This is a genomic window from Variovorax sp. 770b2, from assembly GCF_900115685.1.
Classification (GTDB): Bacteria; Pseudomonadota; Gammaproteobacteria; order Burkholderiales; family Burkholderiaceae_C; genus Variovorax.
In genome coordinates, this window is the sequence record NZ_FOXJ01000002.1 from 706,127 (window position 1) to 732,060 (window position 25,934).

Consider the following 25,934-nt stretch of genomic DNA (forward strand, 5'->3'; position numbering starts at 1 on the left):
CGCGAGGGCCTTTTCGTCGTCATTGCTGCACGTTGACCGCTTCGACCTGCACCAGCAGCTTCACCTTGTTCTCGAACCCGAAGTTCAGCCCCCAGTTGATGCCCCAGTCGCTGCGCTGCACGGTGGTCTCGAAGTCGCCGCCGCAGACCTGGCGGTTGATCAGCGGGTTCAGGTAGCAGTTGAAGCGCACGGCCTTCAGCGTCACCGGCCGGGTCTGGCCCATGAGCGTGAGCGTGCCCGGCACGTCGACCACCTTGTCGCCGCTGAAGTCGATGCGGTCGGCCACGAAGCGGCCGGTCGGGAATTCGGCGACGTTGAAGAAGTCCTTGCTCTGCACGTGGCGGTTGAGCAGGTCCACGCCGGTGTTGATGGTGCCGATGTCCATCGTGATGTCGACCTTGCCGCTGGCGCCTGTGCCGTCGATCTGCACCGAGCCGTCCTTGGTGCTGAAGCGGCCGCGGTTGGTGGTGGTGCCGTAGTGGCCCATCTCGTACATCACGAAGGTGTGCGTGGGATCGACCACGTAGTTGCCGTTCTTCACGGGGCCGCCCGCGGGCTTGGCGGCCACGGCGGGGGCCGTGTATTCCTGCGCGACGGCGGCGAACGGGAGTGCCGTGGCCGACAGCGCCAGGGCGAGGAGGAGCTTCTTCATGGCGGTAGGAATGAGGGACATGGGATGTGCAATCGGAAAAAGAGAGAGGGGTGCTCAGAGCGGCCCGAGGCCCGCGAGCGTGAGCTTGAAGCGCACCTGCACGTCGTTGCCGACCACCGAGGTGTCGGTCCACTCGCCGTCGCCCACCTTGTAGTCCAGGCGCTGGAGCGTGAAGCTGCCGGTGGCCGCCGCGTAGTTGCCGCCGGCCGGGGCGATCGCGAAGGGCACCGTCACGTACCTGGACGTGCCCTTGATGGTGAGCTTGCCCGTCATCTCGAACTTGCCATCGCCCAGCGCCTTGATGGCGCTCGACTGGAAGCTGGCTTGCGGAAACTTCGCGGCGTCGAACCACGGCGCCTTGGGGAGCTCCGCATCGCTCATCGCCACGCCGAAGCCGGCGCTGGCAGTGTCGATCTGCAGGGCGACGCTGCCGCCTTCGGGCTTCTTCGGGTCGAAGGCGACCTGCGCGTCGAACTTCTTGAAGGCGCCTTCCATCGGCACGCCCATCTGCTTGGTCACGAAGGCGATCTGGCTCTTGTCGGCGACCAGCTTCGCGGCGGGATCGGCGGCCGCGGGCATGGCCGCCGCGAAGGCCAGTGCCGCGAGGCTCGGGAAAAAGAGGCGCGTCATCGGGCAGGTTCCTTCAGTGGCGCGGTCCGGGCCACATGCGTTCGAGAAGACCGTCGCGGTCGATCCAGTGGTGCTTGAGCGCCGCCGCGGTGTGCAGCAGCGCCACCGCGGCCAGCGTGTAGGCGCTGCCCTTGTGCAGCGGCTTGAGTATGGCCTCGGCCAAGTCCTTGTCGACGGGCACGAAATCGGGCAGCGGCAGCACGCCGAACCACACGACCGGAATGCCCAGCGCCGAGGTGTAGGCCCAGCCGGCGAGCGGCACCGCGAAGAACAGCAGGTACATCAGCGCGTGGCTGGCCCGCAAGCCCGCGAACTGCCAGCGCGGCATGGCGGCCAGCACCTGCGCCGGCACCGGAGGGGGGCGGTTCGCGAGCCGCCACAGGAGCCGCAGCGCCGACAGCAGCAGGATGGTGACGCCGGCCCACTTGTGCCAGTTGTAGAGCTTGATGCGCTGCGGCGAGAAGGGCAGCCCCGTCATGTAGAGCCCCACGCCCAGCGAGCCGACGATCATGGCTGCGAGCAGCCAGTGCAGCACGATGGCGACGGTGCCATAGCGCGGGCCGCGCTGGCCGCGCGGGCCGGCGGCAAGGGGATGAAGAGGGGTGTCGGCAGACATCGGAGGGGCAGGACGGGCGGCCTGTGCGCGGAGCATATATCGGAAGCCGCGGGCTCCTGCGCCGCAAGGCCCGTGCCGATCCGGCCGGCCAGGCCGTTCGGCCGGACCTGTCAGGTCAGTTCCGCTGCTGCGCCTGCAGCAACACACCGCGCAACTCTTCCGGCTGCACGGGCTTGCGCAGCGCATGCCAGCCGCGCTCCGTGGCCAGGCGCTGGGTGGCTTCGTTGATATCGGCCGAGATCAGCGCGATGGCGAGCGTGGGATTCTGTTTCTGCAGCCGTTCCGCCAGCGCGATGCCGTCCAGCGCACCCGGCAGGCGGATGTCGCACAGCGCCACGTCGAGCGCGCCCAGATCGGCCAGCGCCAGCGCTTCGGCGGCGCTGGCATAGACGCGCGGCTTCGCCTCCCACTGGCGCAGCAGCGCGAACAGGCTGTCGGCGACCACCGCGTTGTCCTCCACCACCAGCACGGCGAGCCCGGGGCGCAGCGCGGGCGCGGCACCGGCACCGGGGGTGGCCAACGGCGCAGGGGCGACCTGCGTGGCCGCCGCCCCATAGCCCAGGGCCGCGGGCAGCTCGAAGCCGAACACCGAGCCCCGGCCCGGTGCCGAGCGCAGCGACACCTCGATGCCCAGCTGCGCCGCCAGCCGCCGCACGATCGCGAGGCCCAGGCCATGCCCGTGCTGCAGGTTGCGCTCGGCATTGCCGATCTGCTCGAAGTCGTTGAACACGCGCTCCTGCGAATCGGTCGCGATGCCGATGCCGCTGTCGCGCACCTCGACGCGCCAGGCCCGCTCGGCGCCCCGGTGCCGCGCCCGCACCGCCAGCAGCACGCGGCCGCGCGGCGTGAACTTGACGGCGTTGTCGACCAGGTTGGCCAGCACCCGCCGCAGCGAAACCGCATCGCTCCACGCGACGGCCCCGGCCGGGCAGCGCACCGTCACGCGGCCGTCGCCGGCCTGGCGCGCCAGGTCCTGCAGCAGCGGGGCCAGCGCCACCGCCACGGGCCGCAGCGGATCGACGGCGGCCTCGATGCGCCCGATTTCGAGCAACTGGTTGGTGAGCCCTTCGAGCGCCTGCTGCGCCCGGGCGAGCGAGACCACGGTGTGCTGGACCGCAGCGGTGTCCGCGCCGGTGTCCAGTTGCTGGCGCAACACTTCGGCCTGCAGGCCGATGGCCATCACCGGCTGGCGCAGGTCGTGGTTGGCGGCAGAGAAGAAGCGCAGCCGCTCGGCCTGCGCGTGCTCCGAGGCGCGCAGGCCCGCCAGCGCCTGTTCGCGCAGCGTGCGCTCGTTCAGCCGCAGGCCGATGTTTTCCTCGAGCTGGCGCGAGCGCTCGGCCACCAGCTTCCACATCATGGCGATGAGGCCGATGCCGATCACCGAGACGGCCATCATCGTCGGCGCGCCCAGCGAAAGGCCGGTGACGATCACCGGCGCCAGCAGCAGCGTGATCGCCAGCTGCGTGGCCGGTGTGTAGAACGACACCGAGAACGCCGAGGACAGCGTCATGCCCATCAGCATCAGGCCGAGCAGCAGTTGCTGGTCGGGCCGCTCGGGGTTGAAAAGCAGCACGCCCGCCAGCCCGTGCGCCAGCTCCCAGACGGCGGTGCGCAGCGTGTGCACCCGCTGGGCGTGGCGCAGGCTGGGTGGCGTGAAGGGGTCGGGCAGGCGCTGGGGAAAGAAGCCGCGCATCACCGTCACCCCGGTGATGAGCGCGATCCACACCAGCGCGCGCGTGAGCGAGTACTGCCAGGCGAAGAGCGCGGCCACGCCGCAGTTCAGCAGGTATTGCACCAGCAGCACCGGTCCGATGGGCCGGATCGAGAGCCGCAGCACCTCGCACTGGATCGCGAAGCGGTCGCTGTGGTCGGCGGCCGGGGCGAGCGAAGGTGCGGGGGTGGGATTCATCGGCAAATCGACTATATAGAGAAGGACTGTGACGCGGCGACAATGGAGTCCCCTAGTCGGGCTTCCCGATGGCCAACTTTCCGTGAACGATCTCTCCTTTTTCCTGCCTTGCGCCGCCGGCGTCGAGGAATTCCTCGCTCAAGAGGTGCACGCCCTCACGGGCCGCGTCGGGCAAGACCTGCTCACGCTGCGCGGCGGCGTGCGGGTGCGCGCCGACTGGCGCGACGCCCTGAAGCTCAACCTGCACAGCCGGCTCGCGCAGCGGGTGCTGGTCGAGCTGGCCCATGCGCCGTATCGCAACGAGAACGACCTGTATGCCATCGCGAGCGGCGTGGCCTGGGAGATCTGGTTCACGCCCAAGCAGACTTTCAAGATCGAGACCACGGCCCAGCACAGCCCGCTGCAGAGCCTGAACTTCGCCACGCTGCGCATCAAGGACGCCATTGCGGACCGCTTTCGCGCCAAGGCCAACGGCGTGCGCCCCAGCATCGAGACCCAGTGGCCCGACACCCGCGTGTTCGCCCACCTGACCACCGACAGCTGCACGCTCTACATCGACACCTCGGGCGAGCCCCTCTTCAAGCGCGGCTGGCGCCAGGACAAGGGCGATGCCCCGCTGAAGGAAACCCTGGCCGCGGCCATGCTGGCCGCCAGCGGCTGGTGGAATCCCGAGACGGGCGCGGTGACCGATGAGCCGCTGTACGACCCCTGCTGCGGCAGCGGCACCATCGCCATCGAGGCGGCGCAGATCGCGCGCGGCATCGCGGCCGGCTCGCTCAGGCGCTTCGGCTTCGAGAAGCTGCTGCCGTTCCAGGCGCACGTGTGGGACGCGATCAAGAAGGAAGCGCAATCGGCCGTGAAGCCGGGCAGCGTCGCGATCTTCGGTTCGGACGTGTCGCACCGCATGGTCGACTTCGCCGAGCGCAACGCGGAGCGCGCGGGCGTGGCCGAGGCCATCGAGTTCCGCGGCGGCGACGCGCTGCAGCGCATGCCGCCGGCCGAGGGCGGGGTGATCATGCTCAATCCGCCCTATGGCGAACGGATCGAAGTCGGCGGCGTGGCGCGTGCGGGCGCACGCGAATCCGCACAGACCGAAGAGGGTGACGGCAGCGATTTCTTCCCTCAATTGGCCACCCACTGGAAGAAGAACTATGCCGGGTGGACGGCCTGGGTCCTGACCCCTGACCTGAAGCTGCCCAAGCAGATGCGGCTGAAGGAATCGCGCCGCGTGCCGATGTGGAACGGTCCTATTGAGTGCCGGCTGTTCCGCTTCGATATGGTCGCGGGGTCGGCGCGGAAATAGGCCCCTTCGGGGCGGCACTCCCGCCGACGGTGGGCTCTGTTTCGCGAATGTCCCCCGGCCTGCGGCCTCCTCCTTGATTTCGCGAAACAGAGCCCACCATCGGCGTGAGCGCTTTCAGAGCGGTCGTTGATCAGTCGTTCACTCAGAGCGTGCCCAAGTGCGCAGGGCATCGGGTACTCCCCGCAGCGAAATCAAGGAGGAGGGGCGAAGCCCCGGGGGACATTCGCGGAGGGGAGTACCCGGTGGCCTGTGCACCCGCCCCGAACGGAGAGCAACACTTGGCCTACTCAATCTGACGGATAGACGCGCCCCCGCGCGAGTTTCACCATGCGTCCCGCGGCCCGTCACGGCCCGCATGAAGGGGAACGGCATGGACATCCTGATGAGCAAAGGCAGCGTCGGCGAAGACGTCGAACGCCTGCGCAAGGCCCTCGCAAAAGCCCTGGGCAGCGACGCGGACCTGTTCGCATCGCTCGCCAGATCCGGCACACCGATCGACGACGACTTCGATGCCGCCATCCGCAAATGGCAGGCCGGCGTCGGGCTCATCGGCGATGGCGTCGTCGGGCCGCGCTGCCAGGTGCTGCTCGATCTCATCGCGCTGGACAAACGCGCGTTCGAACTGGCGCTCGACGTGGCGCACGTGAGCAAATTGTTCCCCGCCACCAAGGCGGCGAACATCGCGCGCTACCTGCCCTACATCGAGGCGGCGCTGGGCGTCGCGAAGCTCACCGACCGGCCGATGATCCTCGGCGCGCTCGGCACCATCCGCTCCGAGACCGAGGGCTTCGTGCCGATTGCCGAAGGCATCTCCAAGTTCAACACGCCCCCCGGCGGCGCGCCCTTCAGCCTCTACGACACGCGCACGGACCTGGGCAACGGCCAGCCCGGCGACGGCGAGCGCTACCGCGGCCGGGGCTTCGTGCAGCTGACGGGCAAGGACAACTACCGGCGCTACGGCCAGCGCGTGGGCCTGCCGCTCGAGGCGACGCCCGACCGCGCGAATGCGCCGGAAATCGCGGCGGTGCTGCTCGCGCTGTTCCTGGCCGACAAGGCCGTCAAGTTCCGCGACGCGATCCGCAACGACGGCGTCGGCGGGCGCGACGGCCTGCGCGAAGCGCGCCGGCTGGTCAACGGCGGCGCGCATGGCCTGGACCGGTTCCGCGATGTCTTCGAGCGCGCGAAGACGGTGTGGAGCGATGTCCCCGCGGTTGCGCGCGCAGGTGGCGCTGCAGCGGCAGCCAAACCGAAGGCTCCCGCACGCCGCACCACCGACCTGCGCACCCGCAAGGACGCGGCCGACCTGCGCGACCGCCTCTACCAGCCCGCCGCGATCAGCCTGCCCGACGAGTACCCGCCGGTGCAGGAAATGCGCAAGTACCTGCCCGCCTACGACAAGGCCGGGCTCATCCTGGACCAGGGCCAGGAAGGCGCGTGCACCGGCTTTGGCCTGAGCTGCGTCGTCAACTACCTGCGCTGGGTCAAGTCGGGCCTGCCCGTCAAGATGGACTCGGTGAGCCCGCGCATGCTCTACACGCTGGCGCGCCGCCACGACGAGTACGAGGGCGAGAACTACGAAGGCTCGAGCTGCCGCGGCGCACTCAAGGGCTGGTTCAACAACGGCGTGTGCCTGGAGCCCGACTGGCCCTATTCGAGCGAGAAGTCCAGCGCCGCGACCTACGGCTTCGCCGCGCGCGCGGCCAACGTCACCCTGGGCGTGTACTACCGCATCGAGACCTCCTCGATCACCGACATGCAGGCCGCGATCGCGCAGCATCGCGCGGTGTTCGTCTCCTCTTTCACGCACGCGGGCTGGAACGCGGTGAAGCTCTCCAAAACGCCGAAGACGCACGCCGACCTTCCGCTCATCCCGTTCGACGGCCGGCGCTCCGAAGAGGGCGGCCATGCCTTCGCGCTGATCGGCTTCAACGCGCAGGGCTTCATCCTGCAGAACTCCTGGGGCAACCGCTGGGGCGCGGGCGGCTTCGCGGTGATCGGGTACCTCGACTGGCTCGCGCATGCGATGGACGCCTGGGTGGTCTCGCTCGGCGTGCCGGGCGTGGTGGCCGGCCGGCTCGCGGTGAGCGGCACCGCCGCCACCGAGGCGCGCGGCAGCGCATCGGCCGCGGACCGCAACAAGTGGTGGGACACGGGCCTGGCCTACCAGCACAGCGTGGTGCTGGGCAACGACGGCCGCGTGAGCCGCTACCTCACCGAGGACGAGCAACCGCGCAAGCTCCAGCAGCAGGCCTGCGTGCTGCCCGACGACTGGTTCCGCCGCCAGCCCTCGTCGCAGCGCAAGCGCCTGGTGCTCTACGTGCACGGCGGCCTCAACAACGAAGACAAGGCCATCGAGCGCGCCTGTGCCATGGGGCGCTACTTCGTGGGCAACGGCTGCTATCCGCTGTTCCTGGTGTGGAAGACGGGGCTCTTCGAATCGATCGGCGGGATCATCGCGGGCAAGCTGCCGTCGCTGCCCGCGGGCGGTGGCGTGGGCGAGCGCATCACCGACAAGACCGACCTCCTGATCGAGAAAGGCATCGGCCGCCCGCTCGCGCGCCCGATCTGGAGCGAGATGAAAGAGAACGCCGAGCTCGCGTTCGCCGACCGCCGCGGCGGCGACCTGCTGCTGGACGCGCTCCAGGCGCTGGCCTCCAACTGGAAGGACCAGTTCGAGCTGCACCTGGTCGGCCACTCGGCCGGCTCGATCGCCATCGGCCACCTGCTCAGTGCGTTGAGCACGCGCAAGCGCGCCGGACGCGACGGGGGTCTGAGCGAACGCCTCGCCTCGGTGAACCTGTATGCACCGGCCTGCACCGTCGCCTTCGCGAACCGCCACTACGGGGGCAGCGCGGCGGTGATGGAGCGGCTGCACCTGGACGTGCTCTCGGAAAAGATCGAGTCCGACGACAACGTCGGCAAGGTCTACCGCAAGTCGCTGCTGTACCTCGTGTCGAACGCGCTGGAGGCCGACCTGCACACGCCGATCCTCGGCCTGGACCGGGTGAACGACGAGGCCTATTCGGGGTGGGACGGCTCCTCGGACACCGGCGAGGCGCTGTCCGTCTGGCGCAGTTCGGCCAAGGCCGCGAAGCTGGACAGGCGCACCCAGCGGGTGAAGGACGACCGCATCCAGGTCGCGCTGGACGCCAATGGCAAGCCGGTCCTGGAGACGGCGGGGCACGGCGGCTTCGACAACGACATCGGCGTCGTCGGCCGCACGCTGGAGCGCATCACGGGCGCCAGCCTCGCGCTGCCGGTGGACGACCTGCGCGGCTTCTGAGCTACTTGCCGCCGACGCTGCAGGCGGCGTTGACCGTGCGCGCCACCAGCTCGGGCGGGGCGCCGGGCAGCGTCATGGGGCGGATGTCGTCGTCCTCGAAATGCTTCACGGCCACGGGTTCGCCGACGAAGTTCGCAAGGCCGAAGTAGGTGGCGCTCACGTAGCGCGCGGTGCGCGCCTCGCAATCGACGGCGGCCCGGGCCTCGAACGAGCGCAGCTTGAAACCGTCCTGGCCGATGACGTCCTCCGCCAGGCTCATGCGCAGCGTGACGCCGCGGCGCGCGCCGTCGATCTCGATGCGCGTCGGGTCGACCTGCACGTAGCTGCCGGCCGCATCGCCGGGCGTGCCGCTCAGGGTCAGCCATTCGGCCCGCGCGACCGCGCAGGCGAGGAGGGCGGAGGGGGCGAGGCAGAGCAGCGGGAGTCGTTTCATGAAGGCGGGCGGCGGCGGGTCGGGACGATGGCGGGAGGGCGTGGTGCGCGCCGCAGCATTGTGGGGCGTCGCGCCCGACCTGCGGCTGACGGGGGGCGCACATGGTGCAACATCGGCGGTCATCTCCACGCCGCCATGACCCTTCCAGAATCCGGCCTCGTCGTCATCGACACCAACATCGCGCTCGACCTGTTCGTGTTCGACAACCCCGACTGCATGCCGCTGGCCGCGGCGCTCGCGGCCGGCGCCCTGCGCTGGATCGCCACCGCCCCCATGCGCACCGAGCTCGCGCGGGTGCTCGGCTACCCGCTGATCGTGCGGCGGCTGGCGCAGCGGCAGATGGAAGCGGCCAGCGTGCTCGCGGCCTTCGATGCGCGCGTGCACCTCGTGGCCGACACGCCGCCGCGCGCGCCCTGCGTGTGCAAGGACCCGGACGACCAGGTCTTCATCGACCTGGCGGTGGCGCAGCGCGCGCTGCTCATCAGCAAGGACCAGGCGGTGCTGACCCTGCGCAAACGTTTGGCCCTGCAAGGCGTGGCGGTGATGACGGTGTTGGCCGCGGCTTGAAGCGATGACATGCAGCGTTGGGCAGGTCGTCTAGACAGGTGACCCATTGCACCCGTTGCAGCGCATGCCGCACTGGTGCGCCACCGTAAAAACCCGCTGTCTAGACAGCGCCGGCGGCCCCAATTTGGCGCTTGCCGTGCGCGCATACGAATCTTCGTAGTTCGCATAGGGTCTGGCAATTGCAAGGGCCAAACCATATCGTCCGCGGCGCGAACCCGATCCCTGCGCTTGCCGCTGCCTGCCAGCGCGCCCGCGGACATGTTCGCCCCCGAAGATCGCCAATTCGTTGCCGTGTCGCCCGTGCGCCCCAAGATGGCGGGCGTGTTGTTTCCTGTCAGCCCAACAGAAAGTCATGACGAGTTCCAGCCAACGATCGCCGCGCCAGTTGCTCCCCGAGCTCGAAGTCGAGCGTGCCCGTTCGCCCGAACTGGGCTACGAGCCATCGACCGAGGTGGGACTGGTGCGCTGCCTGGAACACGGTTTTCCCACGCCGCTCGCGCGCTGGCATTGCCATGAGGAGTACGAGCTGCACCTGATCGTCGCCACCTCGGGCCAGGCTTTCGTGGGCGACTGGATCGGCGCCTTCGAGCCGGGGCACCTCGTGCTGTGCGGCCCGAAGCTGCCGCACAACTGGATCTCGCTGGACGTGCCGCCCGAGGGCGTCGCGCAGCGCGACCTGGTGATCCAGTTCCTGCACGACCCCATCTTCGAGGCGGCCGAGCGCATTCCCGAACTGCAGGAGGCGGTGCGCATGCTGGAGCGCGCGCGCTACGGCATCGAGTTCTTCGGCATGGCGGCCAGCGCCCAGGCGCACTGGCACCGCGTGAAGGCCGCGCGGGGCCTGAAGCGCTTCAGCCTGTTCTGCGATTTCCTGGCCGACCTGGCGCTGTGCACCGACTACCGCCTGCTCTCGGGCATGCAGACCGACGGCGACCACGGCATCGAGGCCATCGACGACGTGGTCACGCGCATCGCCAACGACCCCGCGAAGGACTTGAGCGCGGCCGACATCGCCGCCGAACTCGGCATGAACGCGGGGCGCTTCGGCCGGCTCTTCCGGCGCGCCACCGGCCACAGCTTCCTGGGCTACGTGAACGAGGTGCGGGTGAACAAGGCCTGCCTGCTGCTGATGCAGAGCGACCGCTACGTCACCTCGATTTGTTACGAAGTTGGTTTTAACAATGTCTCGAATTTCAACCGGCGGTTTCTCGAGATCAAAGGCGTGACGCCGACCGAATTTCGCAGGCAAAGCCAGCTGCGTTTCGAAGGTGCGGGCAGTTTGGAGAACTAAAGAATTCGCCCGATTTGCGATCGTTTTGCGAATGTTAATTTGTATCAGGATTCGCAAAAAGTGTATCGAACACGCGACGAAACCGTCCCTACGATCCGCCTGTTCTTTCAGCCACCTTTCAGGAACTTCTCCCATGCAAATCCATCGTCTGACCCAGCTGAGCCGCCAAATTGCCTCGAAGATCAAGATCCGCGGCCAAGGCATGACCGAGTACCTCGTGATCCTGGGCCTGATCGCCATCGCCGCGATCGCCGTGTTCAGCTTCTTCGGCCAGACCATGCGCAACCAGGTCGCCGGCATGGCCAAGGAAGTGGGCGGCCAATCGGGCGCCACCGAAGTCACGAACGCGCAGACAGCCGCCGGCAAGGCTTCGACCAACGCCCAGGTCAACATGAACATGAGCACCTACACCAAGGGCGGTGCGGACGCCACGAAGTAAGGCGTTTCCGGACGTTTTCGACGGCCTGATCGACATCGCGTGATGCCTCCAGCTGCCGCTTCGCTCCCCCTGGCCACTGCCGGCGCGCCCGCGCGCCGGCGCCAGTCGGGCCAGGCGATCGTGTACCTGGTGGCGATGCTGCCGATCATCTTCCTGAGCGTGCTGGTGGTCTACAACACGGCCATCGCGGCACGCGAGAAGATGAAGCTGCAGAACACGGCCGACGCGGCGACCTACAGCGCGAACGTGCTCACGGCACGCGCGCTCAACTACATGGCTTACACCAACCGCGCGATGGCGGCCAACGAGGCCAGCATCGCGACGCTGGCGAGCGCGCAGACCTCGATGGCCATGCTCATCACGAGCGCGGCCAACATCCAGGAGGGCCTGGTCGTCGCCGAGGCCCTGAAGGGCATACGCAACCTGGAGAGAAGCCGCATTCCGGTCGTGGGCTGGATCTACTTCTTCCAGTACCTGGGCAACATCGCCAAGGCGAACCGCCTGCAGCGCACGGCCGACCGCATTGCCGGTTTCGTGGAGCCCTCGGCCAAGCCGCTGCAGATCGGGGCCGACATCCTTCGCGCGTTCAACCAGGGCATCTCGGCCAGCCAGGTCGCGATGCTCGTGGGCACGACGGCGCAGTTGCCGCAGCTGGTGAAGGACGTGGTCAACTCGAACGACCCCGACGCGTCGGTGCCGCCGGCCGAGACCGCGATCTTCGTCATCAAGTTCGTGGCCGACGTGGGGACCTATCTCCGGACCTACCACCAGTCGGGCAGCCTCTCGTTCGACGACGACGAGTTCAACGAGGTGCTGCGCTTCGCGCATGCCGCGCAGGCCACGCGCGACGACTGGACCAAGAACCGCCGCTTCCTGCCCAACGTGCTCGGCTGGGTTGCCTCGGGCATGTCCGGCGCCCTGCAGGGCATGATTTCCAGCAGCCCGACCTCGCCGCCGGGCTTCAGCGACATCACCGGCGACATGATGGGCGGGCTCCTCGAATGGAAGGGCGGCACCGAGCTGGTCGCCACCGAAGCCCCCGTGGGCGACGAGACCGGGCGCATCCGCTGGCAGTCGGCCGATTCGATCGAGATCAAGCTGCCCATCGGGGTGCTCTACACCGACCTCATCGGCGGCTGGGACGACATCGTGCGCGGCCGCTTCGGCCTGGGTGCCGGCGCGGCCGCCGCGGGCGGACCCAACTACATGAAGAGCTGGGAAGGCCAGCGCCTCACGCTGCGCAGCTACGCCCGCGAGGGGCGCACCTACGGCGGCCTGAACGGCGAGATCGGCGACACCGCGTACATGGAGCGCGAATCCTTCGAGCGGGCCGCGCGCGACAGCAACGGCGAGATCCTGCTGGCCCCGCTGGCGGTGCTGGTGTTCAACGCCAAGCTGCACTACAGCCCGCGCACCGACATCGGCCTGGTCACCAAGAGCTGGGCGATGCCCCGCTTCACCGAGATCAAGGACCACCCGCCGATGATTGCCAACGAGTCGGACAACTGGCTCGCGGAAAACGGCTTCAAGGGCGCCAACCCGCTCAAGTGGGGCAAGAACACCGACAAGGGCCCGGCCTTCACGCTCGTGGTGCAAAAGGGCGGCGACAAGCTGCGCACGGGCGAGGTCGCCGGCTTCGGCAACTCCGCGGCCGACGGCAAGGCGGGCCTGCGCGACAACTTCCAGGGCCGCGAGATCAAGGCGCTGTCGACCTCGCAGGTCTATTTCCGCCGGCCGCAGGACCGCTGGGCGCGCCGCGACAACGCGGTGGCCGATCCTTCGACGATCGGCAAATACAACGTGGGCTTCGCCGGCGGCTACATCGAGCACCGCAGCCTCTTCAGCCCCTACTGGCACGTGCACAACGTGGAGCCCTCGCTGTGGGCGCGCGCCATCGCCATGGGCGGCACGGCCGTCGGCGGCTCGGCCGACGAAGACAACGGCAACTGATGCCGATGGAAGCCCGCGCATGACCCCTCCGCATCCACGCCTTCCCGCACGAGCGCCTCGCGCGAAGGCTGTTGCCGGCCACGCGATGGTCGAGACCCTGCTCATCGCGAGCTTCGCGGCCGTCACGCTGGCCGCGATTCCGGCCATCGCCGAGTACGGCACCAAGCGCATGCAGACCGTGGCCGCTGCCAAGCTGGTGGCCTGGCAGCGCACCGTGTGGATGCCGGAGGAGCAGGGCATCACCGCCGCGGAAGCCAAGGGCGCCTCGGGTGCCATCAAGAAGACCGACGCGGAGGTCACGCGCGACCTGCGCCGCCACATCTTTCGCGACCGCTCGGCGCCCGGCATTTCCATTCACGCCGCCGACATCGCCGAGTTCGAGCCGATGCTGCCGGCCATCGACCAGCGCACCACGGCGGTCACCGCATCGAGCACGGCAGCGCCCATGCCCTCGCTGCTCAATGCGAGCGACGTGGTGTTCGACGGCATCCGGGTGGCGCAGGCCGCGCTCGGCTCCAACGCGATCACCGGGCCGCTGGGCAAGTTCCAGATGGTCAGCAGCGGATACCTGCGCCACGAGGTGAAGGTGAGCCAGACCTACACCAAGTTCAAGGACGTTCCCGCGCTGGACATGAGCGAGCAGGTCACCATGCTCACCGAAGCCTGGAACGCCGGCGGCACGAACCGCGAGGAATCCAAGATCCAGGGCCTGGTGCCGATGAAGCTCTTGGACGGCGCCTTCTACCAGCAGCTGCGCGGCGGCATGCACCAGACGGCCTACCAGATCAAGCAGATCTTTCCGGCCTTCGACATGAACAACCTCACCATGGGTTTCACGCCGGGCGATGCGCTGGAGAAGACGCCGCTGGACCGCTTCGAGCGCATCCCGCCCGAGGCGACCGGCGAGACCGGCGGCGACGGCGAGGCGAACGGCGGCAGCGTGAAGGACCATTTCCGCTACTACCGCGCCTTCCCGCCGACCCCCGTGGTCAACACGCTGCCCTGATGAGCCTGCCCGCGCCGTTCCTGCGATGGATGCTCGCCGCCGCATGGCTGTGCCTGTGCGGCGCTGCCGCTGGCGCGCCGCCGCAGCGCGACTGGCCCGCGATTCCGTCGCCCGCGAGCGCCAAGACCTTCTGGATCGCCGAGTACATCGAGCAGAACACCATCCCCATGCAGATCCGCGGCATCGAGTCGAAGGACCCGATGGAAGTCGTCTCGCGCTTCTACGAAAAGTGGCTGGCCGACAAGGCCGGCTACGGCGTGAGCAACGTCGGCCCGATGCGCGTGCTCGGTGCGCGCTTCGGCCTGTACCAGGTCACGGTGCAGCTGCGCGCGGTTCCCTCGGGCACGGCGGGCCGGCTGGTGGCGGCGGTGATGTACGACGAGGTCAAGAGCGAACAGGAACTGCGCGAGCGCGCCGAGCGCATCGGCAAGGGCTTCCCGCGCCCGGCCGGCTCGCAGGTGGTCTCGGACACGCTCTCCTACGACGAAGGCCAGCGCAACCGCACCATCGTCATCACCAACAACGTGAGCGTGGAGACCAATGCGCTCTACCTGCGCGAACAGATGATCCGCCTGGGCTGGTCGCTGCAGCAGGACCGCACCATCGATGGCGGCACCCGCTCGGCGCTGGTGTTCCGCCGCAACAGCGAGGAGATGGTGGTGACCATCTCCAAGCGCGACGACGGCTACTTCATCGTCGCCAGCCAGACCACGCCGGAATGAGAGCGACCGCCATGCGTTCACGCCTCCATCGCCGCCATCGTTCTTCTCCCCGCCGCGCCCAGCGCGGCCAGGTCATCGCCGAATACGTGATCGTCGCCGGCATCCTCGCAGTGATGCTGTTCGCCACCTTCCCGGGCGCCGACCGCTCGGTGATCGGGCTGCTCATCAAGGCCTTCCGCGACGCCTGGTCGACCTACTCGTACACCCTTTCCTATCCTTTGTAGCCAGGCATGAAATCATCTCCGGGACTCCTCAAGTTCAAGCAAAGCGTCAAACGGCTGTCCCCCCTGATCGGTGCCCTGATGCTGGGCCTCCTGGCCGCGGGCCTGGGCTGGTACTACCTTCGGGCCAGCGAGCGCGAAATCGCCGCCAGCCTGGAGAAGGATGCCGACAGCCAGCGCCGCGACGTGGTCGTGGCGCGCCAGCCGCTCTCCGACGGCACCACCGTGCTGCCGGGCATGGTGGCCAAGCGCTCGGTGCCCAACGAATACGTGCACAACGACGCGCTCACGCCCGAGACCTTCGCGCAGTTCGCGGGCCGCCAGCTCTCGGTGCCGGTGGCCGCCGGCAAGCCGCTGCTCGCGTCGTTCTTCTCGGCGCCGCGCAAGGTGTTCGCGCAGGAGATCGAGCAGGGCGTGCGCGCCATCACCATCCCGGTGGACGAGATCAGTTCCATCTCTGGCATGCTGCGCGCCGGCGATCGCATCGACTTCATGTACGTGGTGGAGAAGTCCGCGGCCAACGATCCCTCGGTGGTGATTCCGCTCCTGCAGGACGTGGAGGTGCGCGCCACCGGCCAGATCACCTCGGAGCAGTTCGCCGCGATGCGAAAGCGCTCGGACGTCTCCGCCGACACCGACCCCTACGCCCAGCAGCGCTACTCCACCGTCACCGTGGCGATCCAGCCGCAGGACGCGCAGAAGCTCATCCTGGCGCAGCGCCTCGGAAAGATCATCGCCACGCTGCGCAACCCCGAGGACCGGGCCACCATGACCAGCGGCGTCGACGCGGTCGACCTGGACGCCATCGTGGCCGGCTTCAGGCCGCAGCGCTCGCATGCGATGGCCGTGGCCGGACCCTCGGGCCCCAGCGTCGAATACATCGTCGGTGGCACCGGCGGCCGCGGTGCGCCTCCCGCGCCCGGCCTGGGTGCCGCGCTGCCCACCGGCGGCGCGTTGCCGCGCTGAAGTCCTGCCGCCCCGAACGTTGCCCCGCGGGGCGCACCCGTTTTACTGATCTCCAGAAAAGTTCGATGAACCTCAAGCGATGCACCTTGGCAGCGACGGCGCTGTGTCTTGTTTTCCAGGCCGAGGCGCAGGGTCCGTACCCCGGCGCGCCGGTGGCATCGCCCGTGCCCATGGGCACCGTGGCACCCGCGCCGGCGTTTTCGGCGCCGGGCGCGCCGGCCGCGGCCCGTGCCGAAAGTTCGCCGGGCATCCGCCCGCCCGCGCCGCCGCCCTCGCAGGCCTCCATCACCGAGGCCGAGCTGCAGCGCATCGCCGCGCGCGCCACCGTGCTGCAGCGGCTGCCCGAGCTGCTCACGATCTATGTCGGGCAGATGGTGCTGGTCAAGATGCCGGGCGTGTCGCGCGTGGCCATCGGCAACGGCAAGGTGCTGGAGGCGCGCGTGCTGGACGGCGCGAACATGCTCATCACCGCGCAGGACGCGGGCGACAGCACGCTGCATGTCTGGGACAAGAACGGCACCGTGCGCAAGCTCAAGGTGCGCGTGAACGTGGTGGACCTGGACCGCATCGCCGACGAGCTGCGCGAGATCACGCGCGGCATCTCGGGCGTGAACATCCGCCGCATCGGCGAGCGCATCATCATGGACGGCAACAACCTCGACCCCGCCGCGGTCGAGCGCCTGAACACCGTGGCCACTCTCTATGCGCCGGCCGTGGTGTCGCTGGCCACGGCCGACCGCATCCGCGTGGACCGCATGGTGGACATCCAGGTGCGCATCGTCGAATTCAGCAAGACCGCACTCGATGACCTGGGCGTGCGCTGGCAGAGCTCGGGCGACGGCTTCAACTTCGGCCTGTTCTCGGACATCGCCTCCAGCGGCAGCTACCGCATCCTGCCCGATGGCTCGGCGTTCAACACCTCCACGCCGCAGGGCACGGCGCTGCTGGGCCAGAACCGGCGCATGCCCGAGGCCTACTTCGGCATCGGCCTGAGCCTCACCTCGCGCATCAACCTCCTGGTGCAGCGCGGCAACGCCTTCCTGCTCGCTTCGCCCAACCTTTCCACGCGCAGCGGCGGCGAGGCCAAGTTCCTGGCCGGCGGCGAAATTCCGTTGCCCGCGCTCAGCACGCAGGGCGCGGGCTCGGTGGAGTTCAAGCCCTACGGCGTGCGGCTGAATATCAAGCCCATCGCCGACGGCGAAGGCAACGTGTCGGGCAGCATCTTGACCGAGGTGAGCAGCATCGACCGCAGCGTGGCGGTGCAGGGCATCCCGGGCCTCCTGATCCGGCGCACCGACACCGAGTTCAACGTGAAGGCCGGCGAGACCATCGTGCTGTCGGGGCTCCTGAGCCGCGAATCGACGCGCTCCAGCGACGGCGTGCCGGGCCTGCGCAAGGCGCCGATCATCGGGCGCGCGTTCCGCGCCGACAACGACACCGACAAGGAGCAGGAAGTGGTGGTGTTCATCACGCCGCGCGTGGTCGTCCCGGCGGACAGCCGGCAGCGCATCGAGCGCTCGCGCCAGCTCGAGCAGGACGTGGGCAGCAACTTCGGCAGGCTGACCGAAGACAAGTCGGACCCCGACGGCGTGCGCCCGCCGCCCGCCGCCGCGGACATCGGCGGCATCCCGGCCGGCACGCCCGGCCAACCCGTCGCTCCCTGACATTCCCCACGACCCGAGAACCCACGCCACCATGCACAAGGTCTTCGTCAATTCCCCGCAGCAGGTCGTGCGCGAGGTCCCGATCGACGTCGCGGAACTCCAGGTCGGCAAGGATGCCGGGAACCACATCGTGCTCTCGGGCTGGAACGTCGCCAAGCTGCACGCCCAGTTCGTGCTGCACGACGAGGAGGTGTTCGTGCAGGACCTGGGCAGCCTCTTCGGCACCTGGGTCGACGGCAACCGCGTGACGCGCTTCGGCCCGATGAAGGGCGGCGAGGAAATCATCATCGGCGGCCACACGCTGGTGGTGTCGCTGGACACGGCGCTCAGGCCCGCGGGCGTCGATCCGCAGGAGGCAGCCGAGGCGGCGCAGTACGCCGAGACGGCGCTCGCCATCGAGGACCCGCTCCTGCAATGGCGCCGCTCGCTGCACCGCACCCTGCTCCAGCAACTGGACAACCGCCGCATCGACACCGCGCAGATGAAGGACGAGGAGCTGCGCTCCAACATCCGCGCGCTGATCGCCGAGATCATCCGCGACACGCGTGACATGCCGCCCGAGCTGGACCGCGCGCTCCTGAGCCAGCAGCTGCTGGACGAAGCCATCGGCCTGGGTCCGCTGGAGGTGTTGCTGAAAGACGAGAGCGTGACCGAAGTGATGGTCAACCGCTTCGACGAGATCTGGATCGAGCGCGCGGGGCGCCTGGAGCGCACCAACGTCGCCTTCACCAGCAACATCGCGGTGCTGGGCGCCATCGAGCGCATCGTGACGCCTCTCGGCCGCCGCATCGACGAGAGCTCGCCGATGGTGGACGCGCGACTGAAAGACGGCTCGCGCGTGAACGCGATCATTCCGCCGCTCGCGCTACGCGGGCCCAGCGTCACGATCCGGAAGTTCCCGAAGAACCGCATGGGCCACGAGGGGATGATCCGCACCGGCTCCATCACCGCGCAGATGGTGGACTTCATGCGCATCGCGGTGGAGGAAAAGCTCAACATCATCGTCTCGGGCGGTACGGGCACCGGCAAGACGACGCTGCTGAACATGGTGTCGAACTTCATTCCGCCCAACGAGCGCATCGTGACCATCGAGGATGCGGCCGAGCTCTCGCTGGGCCAGCCCAACCTGGTGTCGCTGGAATCGCGGCCGGCCAACATCGAAGGCAAGGGCGCGATCGCCATTCGCGACCTGGTGCGCAACTCGCTGCGGATGCGGCCCGACCGCATCGTGGTGGGCGAGTGCCGCGGCGGCGAGGCGCTGGACATGCTGCAGGCCATGAACACCGGCCACGACGGCTCGCTCACCACGCTGCACAGCAATTCGCCGCGCGATGCGATGTCGCGGCTCGAAGTGCTGGTGACCATGGCGGGCATGAACATCCCGGTCTCGGCGATCCGCGAGCAGATCGCCTCGGCCGTGGACCTGATCGTGCAGCTCACGCGCTTTCCGTGCGGCAGCCGCAAGGTCACGCAGATCACCGAGATCACGGGCTTTGCCGACGGCACGATCCAGATGCAGGACGTGTATGCCTTCCGCAAGACCGGCGTGGACGAGTCGTTCAAGACCGTCGGCCACTTCACGGCCGCGGGCACCGTGCCCGAGTTCTTCACGCGCCTGCAGGAGCACGGCCTGAAGCTGGACCTGGAATACCTCTTCGGGGAGACCCCGGCATGAAGGGAATGATCCTCCTGGCCTCCGTGCTCTGCGGCATGGGCTTCATCACGCTGTGCGGCTACCTCTTGCTGCAGCGCTCGCCGGAGCTGGTCGGCAAGATGATGTCCAAGCTGCAGGCGAGCGGCCGCCGCACGCTGAACCTGTCGGAGTTCCAGGCGCAGCACGCGGTGGCGTTCGCCTCGGGCCACGCCTTCCTGGTGGCACTGTGCGGCGCGATCGGCTGGCTCATCTCGGGCAATTTGATCGGCGGCGTGGTGGCGGCGGTGGTGCTGTATCTCCTGCCCGCGCGCTGGTTCGCGTGGCAGCGCAAGAAGCGCCGCCAGCAGATCGAATCGGAACTGCCCGATGCATTGCTCTTCATTGCCAGCGCGCTGCGCGCGGGCAGCGCGCTCTCGGTGGCCATCCAGGTGCTGGTGCGCGACCAGGTGGGCCCGCTCGGCCAGGAGTTCGGCCTGGTGCTCAAGGAGCAGCGCCTGGGCGTGAGCTTCGACGATGCGATCCAGAAGATGTCGCAGCGCCTGGGCATTCCCGACTTCGTGCTGGTGGTGGTGGCGCTGCGCGTGTCCAAGGAAGTGGGCGGCAATCTCTCGGAGCCGCTGCAGGTGCTGGCCGAGACGCTGCGCCGCAAGGCCATTCTGGAAGGCCGCATCAAGGCGCTCACGGCGCAGGGCCGCATCCAGGGGCTGGTGATGACGCTCTTTCCGCTGCTGCTGATGGGCGTGCTCTACCTGATGCAGCCGACGATGGGGCTCCTGTTTTCCACGACGATCGGCTGGGTCGTGCTGACGGTGATCGCCATCATGCTGATGCTGGGCTACGCGATGATCCGCAAGATCGTGGCGATCGACATCTGAAGATCCGGGATTGCCATGCGCTCGCTGATCCTCCTGGCCATCATCTTCCTGTGCGCGACCACGGGCGTGATCCTGCTGCTCTACATGATCTCGCTGATCCGCAAGGCCAGGCCTTCGGAGCGCACGCACATGGACCCGCTGCCGCGCATGCTGCGCCTGGTGTGGCCGGTGGTGAACATCCTGCAGTTCCATGTCTCGGAGATCGCGCCCACCTCGATGCTGGTCAAGAGAAAGCGCCAGCTGCAGCTGGCGGGCCTGGAGTTCGTGCTCAAGGCCGAGGAGTTCATCGCGGTGCAGTGCGTGTCGATGCTCGTGGTGGCCGCGCTCGGCCTCTGGACCGCGGGCCTGCTCGATGCGATGGCGGCCACCAAGATCTGGGTCACGCTGGCGTCCTGCGTGACGGGGTGGCTCTACCCGGTGATGTGGATGCGCGATCGCCGCAAGCGCCGCGAAAAAGACATCCTGCGCACGCTGCCCGGCTACCTGGACATGATCACGCTGTGCTGCCAGGCGGGCCTGAGCCTCACCGGCGCGATCGCGCAGGCGGTGCAGAAGGGCCCAGGCGGCGCGCTCGGCCAGGAGTTCGACCGGATGATGCGCGAGATGCGCACCGGCGCGAGCCGCATGGACGCGCTCAACGCGCTGGCCGACCGGCTGGACAACAAGCACATCAAGAGCCTGGTGTCGAACCTCACGCAGGCCGAGTCGCTGGGCGCGAGCCTGGCCGACACGCTCTCGGCCATTTCGGACCAGCGCCGCACCGAGCGTTTCCAGATGGCCGAGAAGCTCGCGATGGAGGCGCCCGTGAAGATGATCGGGCCGCTGGTGATCTTCATCTTTCCGGTGACCTTCATCATCATCTTCTTCCCGCTGGTGATGCAGTTCCTCGAAACCCAGAACCACTGACACCATCGATGCGCATCGTCTCCCTCCGCTCCCCCCAGGCCCAGCCTTTCGGTCCCGTGCGCGTGGCCGAGCGCGGCTGGGACCGCACGCGCGGGCTGCTCGGGCGGCCGCGCCTGGCCGCGAGCGAAGGCCTCCTGATCATGCGCTGCAGCTCGGTGCACACGGTGGGCATGCGCTACCCGATCGATGTCGTCTTTCTCGACCGGCACGGCGGCATCGCGCGCGTGGTCGAGAGCCTGCGCCCCATGCGGATGGCCATGTGCCTGGGCGCGGCCAACGTGCTCGAACTGGCCGCGGGCCAGGCGAGGCGGCTCGCGCTGCGTCCGGGGTTGAAGTTGTCGGGCTGGTAACTACACACAGAGGAGAACAGCAATGCATTCCACTCTTGAACGGAACCAGAAGCGCCGCCTGTGGCCACGGCGCAGCCAGCGCGGCGCCTCCATGACCGAGACCATGATCGCGCTGCCGGTGCTGATCCTGTTCGTGATGTGCGTGGTGCAGTTCGGCCTCATCTACCGCGCGCGCCTCACGCTGGAGTACGCCGCGCACGCGGCGGCACGCGCGGGCTCGCTGAACAACGGCATGCCGCTGCCTTTCATCTTTCGCATCGGCAACTCGACCACGCCCGGGCTGAGCACGCTCAACAGCGCGGCGCTGGAACTCACCACCAACGCGCTCACGCGCGGGAGCGTGTGGCAGGGACTGGTGAAAGGCATGATGCCGCTGAACGTGCGCGACGCCAGCGTGGGCGGCATGTTCAAGGGCTGGATCGACACCAACACCGACCTGATCGAGTCGGCCTGCATCGAGTACCTGAACCCCACGCAGACCACGTTCATCGACTGGGCCTTCATCGAGAACTTCGGCGAGAACCGCTGGATCATGCAGATCCCCAACGACACCATGCGTTACCGCAAGCCGCTGCCCTACGACTTCAAGGCCAAGGCGATGAGCACCACCGTGGGCATCGGCGATCCGCTGCCGCCCGATGCGGAGCTGCGCGGCAATGTGTCGAACAAGACGCTGGGCGAGTCGAGCGTGCTGCACCTGCGCGTGCACTACGGCTATCGCCTGGGGATTCCGGTGGCCAACAAGATCATCCTCACCGCGCTCAAGGGCTACCAGTTCGTGGGCGAGGCGTGGTTCAAGCTGATGTCGGTGGACGGCGCCACCGCGCCGGGCACCGATTTCCGGCTCAACCAGCTGGACGCCTACTACATCGCCAACGGCAAGATTCCGCTGGCCGCCGACGGCGTGGCGGGCATGGAGTCGCCGATGTTCTGGCACCCGTTCTATTCGTTCGGGCCCAAGAGCGACCGCAGCATCGACCTGCAGTGGGACCCGGCGTGGAGCAACAATGCGGGCATCAACGTGCTGGAGAAACCGCAGGACGCCATGACCAACATCTTCGCCTTCGTGCGCAACAACAGCACCGAGTGGGCCTCGCAGCTCCTGGCGCGCGGCGTCGACGCGCTGGCCGACAAGGTGGGTGACGGCAACTCCTTCTGCCCGGCCATCTGGGACGCCTCGGTCAAGGGCCAGCTGGACAAGGTGCCGAACCCGGGCAAAGCGCCCTGATGCGAGAGGCAGTGCACGACGGGCATGGCGCCGGCGCAGCACAGGGCGCGCAGGCAGCGCGTGGCGCCGGCGCGCTGGCGCTCTGCGCATCGACCATCTTCGTCTCGGCCTTCCTGCTGTTCCTGGTGCAGCCGCTGATCGCACGGCAGATCCTGCCGTGGTTCGGCGGCTCGGCCGCGGTGTGGACGCTGTGCCTGGTGTTCTTCCAGGTGGTGCTGCTCGTGGGGTATTTCTACGCCGACTGGCTCTCGCGCCGGCCGCTGCGCATGCAGGCCATCGTGCATGCGCTCCTCTTGCTCGCGGCCTGCGCGATGCTGCCGGTGATTCCCGATGCGGCGTGGAAGCCGACCGGGCAGGGCGACCCCTCGGCCGGCGTGCTCGCGGTGCTGGCCGCCACCATCGGGCTGCCGTACCTTGCGGTGTGCACCACGGGGCCGCTGGTGCAGAGCTGGGTCGCGCGGCTGCATGCGGGCGATGCGCCGCGGCAGGCGAAGGTCTACCGGCTGTTCGCGTTGTCGAACCTCGCGGCGCTGGCGGCGCTCGTGGTGTATCCCTTCGTGCTGGAGCCGGTGTTCGCGCTGCGCGCGCAGGCCGTGGCATGGTCGGTGGGCTTCGGGCTGTTCGCGGTGCTGGCGATCGTGTCGGTGGTGGCCGTGGTGAAGGCCCGGCCGACGCAAACCGGTGCCCAAGCGGCCGCAAGCACTGCGCCTTCGACGCCGCTGTCGTGGTCCGACCAGTTGCTGTGGCTGGTGCTGGCCGCGCTCGGCACGGTCGCGCTGCTGGCGGTGTCGGCCTTCATCACGCAGGACATCGCCTCGGTGCCGATGCTGTGGATCGTGCCGCTCGCGCTGTACCTCTTGAGCTTCGTGCTGTGCTTCGACAGCGACTTCTGGTACCGGCGCCGGCTCTTCTGGCCCGCGGTGGTGGTGCTCACGCCGGTGATGGGCTGGTACCTGAACACGCCGCAGCGGTCGCTCCCGATCGCCGCGGCCATCGGCCTGTACTGCGCGGGGCTCTTCGCGATCTGCATGTTCGCCAACGGCGAGCTCGCGCGTGCGCGGCCCGGGCCCGAGCGGCTCACGCGCTTCTACCTGCTGCTGGCGCTGGGCGGTGCGGTGGGCGGCATCTTCGCGGGCGTGGTCGCGCCGCATTTCTTCAACGGCTACTGGGAGCTGCCCGCAAGCCTGGCGGCGCCGGGATTGATCATGCTGTGGCTCGTGCGCGGGCGCCAGCAGTGGGTGTGGTTCGCCTTCGCGCTCGCCGTCGTGGTGGGGTTCGCGGCGTTCCTGCGGATGGACGCGGTCTCGGTGTCCAACAACGTCTTTCACGCGTCGGTCGCCGCGCTCGCCTGCTTTGCGGCGGGCTACGGCGCATGGCGCGCGCGTTCATGGGCCGCGGGCGCGGGCCTGGCGGGCGCGCTGGCGGCGGGGGCGGTGGCCTGGCTCTCGATCGCGAGCGTGCTCGAGGCCGACAACCGCACGGTGCTGCGCGTGCGCAACTTCTACGGCGCGCTGCGCGTGGAGCAGTTCGGCATTCCGGGCGGCCTCACCGCGTCGCGCCGGCTGATGCACGGCGTGATCTCGCACGGCGAACAGCTGCAGGGCGCGGTGCAGCGGCGCTTGCCGAGCACCTACTACGGGCCGAAGTCGGGCGCCGGATTGGCGCTGCTCACGAACCGCAGCCAGACGCAGCGCGTGGGCGTGATCGGCCTGGGCGTGGGCACGCTCGCGGCCTTCGGGCGCAGCGGCGACACCTACCGCTTCTACGAGATCAATCCGCGCGTGACAGAGGCGGCGCGCTCGCATTTCACCTACCTCGCCGACTCGCCTGCGACCGTCGAGGTGGCGCAGGGCGACGCGCGCCTCTTGATGCAGCAGGAGCTCGATGCGCACGGTTCGCAGCGCTTCGACACGATCGTGGTCGATGCCTTCTCGGGCGATGCCATCCCGATGCACCTGATGACGCGCGAGGCGCTGGCGCTGTACCGCCAACACCTGCTGCCCACGGGCGTGATCGCCTTTCATATCAGCAACCGGCACCTGCTGCTCGCGCCGGTGGTCAAGCGCCTGGCCGAGGACGCGGGCATGCAGGCGCTGCGCGTGCACTTCGAGCCCGCGCCCGGCAATGCCACGCTGGAACACTCCTCGGAGTACGTGCTGCTGACGAACGATGCGCGCTTCCTGCAGGATGCCGTCGTGCGCGAGCGCGGCGAGGCCATCGATGCCGCGGGCGTCGCGACGTGGACCGACGATCACAGCAACCTGTTGGCGGCGCTGCGCTGGACGGTCAAGCCCTGAAGCAGAGAAGGCCTCAGGCGGGGTCGTGCCAGCGCCCGAGCAGCCGCGCCACCGCGCGCACGCGCTGCGTGTCGCGTCCCCAGCGGCGGCTGGCGGGCAGCCTGCGCGCCCACTTCATGCGGCGTGCCGCGTTCGCGATGCGCTCGCGCACCTCTTCGTTCACCGTGGCGAGCGCCGCGTGCCAGTGCTGGCCGGCGGCCTGCGGCGCGGCGGCCTCCAGCATCATTGCGGTGGAGTGCAGGTAGCTGAGCCAGTCGCGCGCCTGGCATTCGGCCAGCGTCATCACTTCGGCGGGGTCGTCCTCGAAATCGATGTAGCCGATCACGCCGTCGGGGCACTGCACGAGGTTGCGGTCGAAGGCCTGGCTCAGGTGCTGGCCGCGCACATGCACGGCCGCGATGGCGGCAAGGCCCTCGCGCCACACCGCGAGCAGCGCGGCGGGACCGGCCGCGGCGGCCTGGTCCAGGCGCTCCTGCAGCACGACGGTGGCGCGACCGCTCTCGCCGAGGTCGGAGATCAGCAGCCCATCGGGCTGCTGCGCCAGCACCGTGGGCACGCGCAGGCCCGCGGCCGCGAGCTGCTTCAGGCGCCGCGCCTCGGTGGCGATGGCGGCCTCGCCGCCGGGGTTGGGCACCGGCTTGATGATGTCCAGCCGCGCCATGCGCGCGACCGCCGCCATCACGCGGTAGCCCCACTTGCCGTGGCGCGGCCCGGCCTTCTTGAGCCACACGCGCTCGCTGCCCAAGCGGTGGCTCGCCACGTTCTTCTGCTGCTTGGGCAGGGTGATGCGAAGGAACTCGGCGTAGTCGCCGGGCGCCGGTGGATGGGGCAGCGCGTCGAGCGGCGCGGGTGCCGAAGCGGCACCCTTGGCGCTGTGCAGGCGCGTCGATGCGCCTCGTTTCAGTGGATTCATCAGGTCGGTACCTCCGCACTTCGTGCCGCGGTACAAGCTGGCTTGGGGCGGCCCGGCGC

23 protein-coding genes are annotated in these 25,934 nt (G+C 68.8%); 17 read left to right on the forward strand and 6 right to left on the reverse strand.

Going from position 1 to position 25,934, the window contains the following annotated elements:
• Nucleotides 1-19: 19 nt before the first annotated feature.
• The 4 genes from BM133_RS18840 to BM133_RS18855 form a co-directional block, all read right to left on the reverse strand.
• Nucleotides 20-652, reverse strand: a complete 633-nt coding sequence (locus BM133_RS18840; RefSeq protein WP_093436833.1) for a YceI family protein — start codon at nt 650-652, stop codon at nt 20-22.
• A 54-nt stretch (nt 653-706) separates the two neighbouring features.
• Nucleotides 707-1,282, reverse strand: a complete 576-nt coding sequence (locus BM133_RS18845; protein ID WP_093436836.1) for a YceI family protein — start codon at nt 1,280-1,282, stop codon at nt 707-709.
• Nucleotides 1,283-1,295: 13 nt separating this feature from the next.
• The gene (locus BM133_RS18850; protein WP_093436838.1) at nt 1,296-1,898 is read right to left on the reverse strand and encodes a cytochrome b; all 603 of its coding nucleotides are present in this window, start codon (nt 1,896-1,898) and stop codon (nt 1,296-1,298) included.
• A gap of 115 nt (nt 1,899-2,013) precedes the next feature.
• The gene (locus tag BM133_RS18855; protein ID WP_093436841.1) at nt 2,014-3,807 is read right to left on the reverse strand and encodes an ATP-binding response regulator; all 1,794 of its coding nucleotides are present in this window, start codon (nt 3,805-3,807) and stop codon (nt 2,014-2,016) included.
• A gap of 82 nt (nt 3,808-3,889) precedes the next feature.
• On the opposite strand from BM133_RS18855, the gene BM133_RS18860 reads away from it, so the two are divergent.
• Together BM133_RS18860 and BM133_RS18865 are read left to right on the forward strand one after the other, a co-directional pair.
• Entirely contained in the window at nt 3,890-5,110 is a 1,221-nt protein-coding gene (locus BM133_RS18860; RefSeq protein ID WP_093436843.1) for a THUMP domain-containing class I SAM-dependent RNA methyltransferase, read from the forward strand.
• Between the two features lie 382 nt (nt 5,111-5,492).
• The gene (locus BM133_RS18865) at nt 5,493-8,393 is read left to right on the forward strand and encodes a C1 family peptidase (RefSeq protein ID WP_256219257.1); all 2,901 of its coding nucleotides are present in this window, start codon (nt 5,493-5,495) and stop codon (nt 8,391-8,393) included.
• Between the two features lies 1 nt (nt 8,394).
• On the opposite strand, the gene BM133_RS18870 is transcribed toward BM133_RS18865, so the two are convergent.
• Nucleotides 8,395-8,826 carry a surface-adhesin E family protein gene (locus tag BM133_RS18870; protein WP_093436846.1) on the reverse strand — a complete coding sequence of 144 codons (432 nt, stop codon included), beginning with the start codon at nt 8,824-8,826 and terminating at the stop codon, nt 8,395-8,397.
• A gap of 135 nt (nt 8,827-8,961) precedes the next feature.
• Between BM133_RS18870 and BM133_RS18875 the strand changes: the two genes are divergently transcribed.
• The 15 genes from BM133_RS18875 (at nt 8,962) to BM133_RS18945 (ending at nt 24,962) form a co-directional block, all read left to right on the forward strand.
• Entirely contained in the window at nt 8,962-9,393 is a 432-nt protein-coding gene (locus BM133_RS18875) for a putative toxin-antitoxin system toxin component, PIN family (RefSeq protein ID WP_093436848.1), read from the forward strand.
• A gap of 352 nt (nt 9,394-9,745) precedes the next feature.
• A complete protein-coding gene (locus BM133_RS18880) occupies nt 9,746-10,684 on the forward strand; it encodes an AraC family transcriptional regulator (RefSeq protein ID WP_093436851.1) in 939 nt (312 codons plus the stop codon).
• Between the two features lie 133 nt (nt 10,685-10,817).
• Nucleotides 10,818-11,123 carry a Flp family type IVb pilin gene (locus BM133_RS18885; protein WP_093436854.1) on the forward strand — a complete coding sequence of 102 codons (306 nt, stop codon included), beginning with the start codon at nt 10,818-10,820 and terminating at the stop codon, nt 11,121-11,123.
• 42 nt (nt 11,124-11,165) lie between these two features.
• Nucleotides 11,166-13,073, forward strand: a complete 1,908-nt coding sequence (locus BM133_RS18890) for a TadE/TadG family type IV pilus assembly protein (RefSeq protein WP_093436856.1) — start codon at nt 11,166-11,168, stop codon at nt 13,071-13,073.
• Nucleotides 13,074-13,158: 85 nt separating this feature from the next.
• Nucleotides 13,159-14,079, forward strand: a complete 921-nt coding sequence (locus BM133_RS18895) for a hypothetical protein (RefSeq protein WP_256219258.1) — start codon at nt 13,159-13,161, stop codon at nt 14,077-14,079.
• The gene (locus BM133_RS18900) at nt 14,079-14,801 is read left to right on the forward strand and encodes a hypothetical protein (RefSeq protein WP_093436862.1); all 723 of its coding nucleotides are present in this window, start codon (nt 14,079-14,081) and stop codon (nt 14,799-14,801) included. Before BM133_RS18895 ends, BM133_RS18900 begins: the two co-directional genes overlap by 1 nt.
• 11 nt (nt 14,802-14,812) lie before the next feature.
• Nucleotides 14,813-15,025, forward strand: coding sequence for a hypothetical protein (locus tag BM133_RS18905; protein ID WP_093437136.1), 213 nt, complete (start codon nt 14,813-14,815; stop codon nt 15,023-15,025).
• A 6-nt stretch (nt 15,026-15,031) separates the two neighbouring features.
• Complete coding sequence (cpaB, locus tag BM133_RS18910) at nt 15,032-15,988, forward strand: Flp pilus assembly protein CpaB (RefSeq protein ID WP_093436864.1); 957 nt, start codon at nt 15,032-15,034, stop codon at nt 15,986-15,988.
• A 65-nt stretch (nt 15,989-16,053) separates the two neighbouring features.
• Entirely contained in the window at nt 16,054-17,652 is a 1,599-nt protein-coding gene (locus tag BM133_RS18915; protein ID WP_093436867.1) for a type II and III secretion system protein family protein, read from the forward strand.
• A 31-nt stretch (nt 17,653-17,683) separates the two neighbouring features.
• Nucleotides 17,684-19,327: a TadA family conjugal transfer-associated ATPase gene (locus tag BM133_RS18920; RefSeq protein ID WP_093436870.1), complete on the forward strand. Its 1,644-nt coding sequence runs from the start codon at nt 17,684-17,686 to the stop codon at nt 19,325-19,327.
• On the forward strand, nt 19,324-20,181 hold the full coding sequence (locus tag BM133_RS18925; protein ID WP_093436872.1) for a type II secretion system F family protein: 858 nt from the start codon (nt 19,324-19,326) through the stop codon (nt 20,179-20,181). Before BM133_RS18920 ends, BM133_RS18925 begins: the two co-directional genes overlap by 4 nt.
• 15 nt (nt 20,182-20,196) lie before the next feature.
• Nucleotides 20,197-21,087, forward strand: a complete 891-nt coding sequence (locus BM133_RS18930; protein WP_093436875.1) for a type II secretion system F family protein — start codon at nt 20,197-20,199, stop codon at nt 21,085-21,087.
• An 8-nt stretch (nt 21,088-21,095) separates the two neighbouring features.
• On the forward strand, nt 21,096-21,437 hold the full coding sequence (locus BM133_RS18935) for a DUF192 domain-containing protein (protein WP_042577057.1): 342 nt from the start codon (nt 21,096-21,098) through the stop codon (nt 21,435-21,437).
• Between the two features lie 22 nt (nt 21,438-21,459).
• Entirely contained in the window at nt 21,460-22,665 is a 1,206-nt protein-coding gene (locus BM133_RS18940; protein ID WP_093436877.1) for a TadE/TadG family type IV pilus assembly protein, read from the forward strand.
• Nucleotides 22,665-24,962: a fused MFS/spermidine synthase gene (locus tag BM133_RS18945; RefSeq protein ID WP_093436880.1), complete on the forward strand. Its 2,298-nt coding sequence runs from the start codon at nt 22,665-22,667 to the stop codon at nt 24,960-24,962. Before BM133_RS18940 ends, BM133_RS18945 begins: the two co-directional genes overlap by 1 nt.
• A gap of 13 nt (nt 24,963-24,975) precedes the next feature.
• On the opposite strand, the gene BM133_RS18950 is transcribed toward BM133_RS18945, so the two are convergent.
• Nucleotides 24,976-25,875, reverse strand: coding sequence for a BUD32 family EKC/KEOPS complex subunit (locus BM133_RS18950; protein ID WP_093436884.1), 900 nt, complete (start codon nt 25,873-25,875; stop codon nt 24,976-24,978).
• Nucleotides 25,876-25,934: the final 59 nt, after the last annotated feature.

What these genes read in the sequence shown, in the direction of transcription:
- BM133_RS18840 (WP_093436833.1), bottom strand. Translation starts at nt 652, where the DNA reads ATGAAGAAGCTCCTCCTCGCCCTGGCGCTGTCGGCCACGGCACTCCCG.
- BM133_RS18845 (WP_093436836.1), bottom strand. Translation starts at nt 1,282, where the DNA reads ATGACGCGCCTCTTTTTCCCGAGCCTCGCGGCACTGGCCTTCGCGGCG.
- BM133_RS18850 (WP_093436838.1), bottom strand. Translation starts at nt 1,898, where the DNA reads ATGTCTGCCGACACCCCTCTTCATCCCCTTGCCGCCGGCCCGCGCGGC.
- BM133_RS18855 (WP_093436841.1), bottom strand. Translation starts at nt 3,807, where the DNA reads ATGAATCCCACCCCCGCACCTTCGCTCGCCCCGGCCGCCGACCACAGC.
- BM133_RS18865 (WP_256219257.1), top strand. Translation starts at nt 5,493, where the DNA reads ATGAGCAAAGGCAGCGTCGGCGAAGACGTCGAACGCCTGCGCAAGGCC.
- BM133_RS18870 (WP_093436846.1), bottom strand. Translation starts at nt 8,826, where the DNA reads ATGAAACGACTCCCGCTGCTCTGCCTCGCCCCCTCCGCCCTCCTCGCC.
- BM133_RS18875 (WP_093436848.1), top strand. Translation starts at nt 8,962, where the DNA reads ATGACCCTTCCAGAATCCGGCCTCGTCGTCATCGACACCAACATCGCG.
- BM133_RS18880 (WP_093436851.1), top strand. Translation starts at nt 9,746, where the DNA reads ATGACGAGTTCCAGCCAACGATCGCCGCGCCAGTTGCTCCCCGAGCTC.
- BM133_RS18885 (WP_093436854.1), top strand. Translation starts at nt 10,818, where the DNA reads ATGCAAATCCATCGTCTGACCCAGCTGAGCCGCCAAATTGCCTCGAAG.
- BM133_RS18890 (WP_093436856.1), top strand. Translation starts at nt 11,166, where the DNA reads ATGCCTCCAGCTGCCGCTTCGCTCCCCCTGGCCACTGCCGGCGCGCCC.
- BM133_RS18895 (WP_256219258.1), top strand. Translation starts at nt 13,159, where the DNA reads ATGGTCGAGACCCTGCTCATCGCGAGCTTCGCGGCCGTCACGCTGGCC.
- BM133_RS18900 (WP_093436862.1), top strand. Translation starts at nt 14,079, where the DNA reads ATGAGCCTGCCCGCGCCGTTCCTGCGATGGATGCTCGCCGCCGCATGG.
- BM133_RS18905 (WP_093437136.1), top strand. Translation starts at nt 14,813, where the DNA reads ATGCGTTCACGCCTCCATCGCCGCCATCGTTCTTCTCCCCGCCGCGCC.
- cpaB (WP_093436864.1), top strand. Translation starts at nt 15,032, where the DNA reads ATGAAATCATCTCCGGGACTCCTCAAGTTCAAGCAAAGCGTCAAACGG.
- BM133_RS18915 (WP_093436867.1), top strand. Translation starts at nt 16,054, where the DNA reads ATGAACCTCAAGCGATGCACCTTGGCAGCGACGGCGCTGTGTCTTGTT.
- BM133_RS18920 (WP_093436870.1), top strand. Translation starts at nt 17,684, where the DNA reads ATGCACAAGGTCTTCGTCAATTCCCCGCAGCAGGTCGTGCGCGAGGTC.
- BM133_RS18925 (WP_093436872.1), top strand. Translation starts at nt 19,324, where the DNA reads ATGAAGGGAATGATCCTCCTGGCCTCCGTGCTCTGCGGCATGGGCTTC.
- BM133_RS18930 (WP_093436875.1), top strand. Translation starts at nt 20,197, where the DNA reads ATGCGCTCGCTGATCCTCCTGGCCATCATCTTCCTGTGCGCGACCACG.
- BM133_RS18935 (WP_042577057.1), top strand. Translation starts at nt 21,096, where the DNA reads ATGCGCATCGTCTCCCTCCGCTCCCCCCAGGCCCAGCCTTTCGGTCCC.
- BM133_RS18940 (WP_093436877.1), top strand. Translation starts at nt 21,460, where the DNA reads ATGCATTCCACTCTTGAACGGAACCAGAAGCGCCGCCTGTGGCCACGG.
- BM133_RS18945 (WP_093436880.1), top strand. Translation starts at nt 22,665, where the DNA reads ATGCGAGAGGCAGTGCACGACGGGCATGGCGCCGGCGCAGCACAGGGC.
- BM133_RS18950 (WP_093436884.1), bottom strand. Translation starts at nt 25,875, where the DNA reads ATGAATCCACTGAAACGAGGCGCATCGACGCGCCTGCACAGCGCCAAG.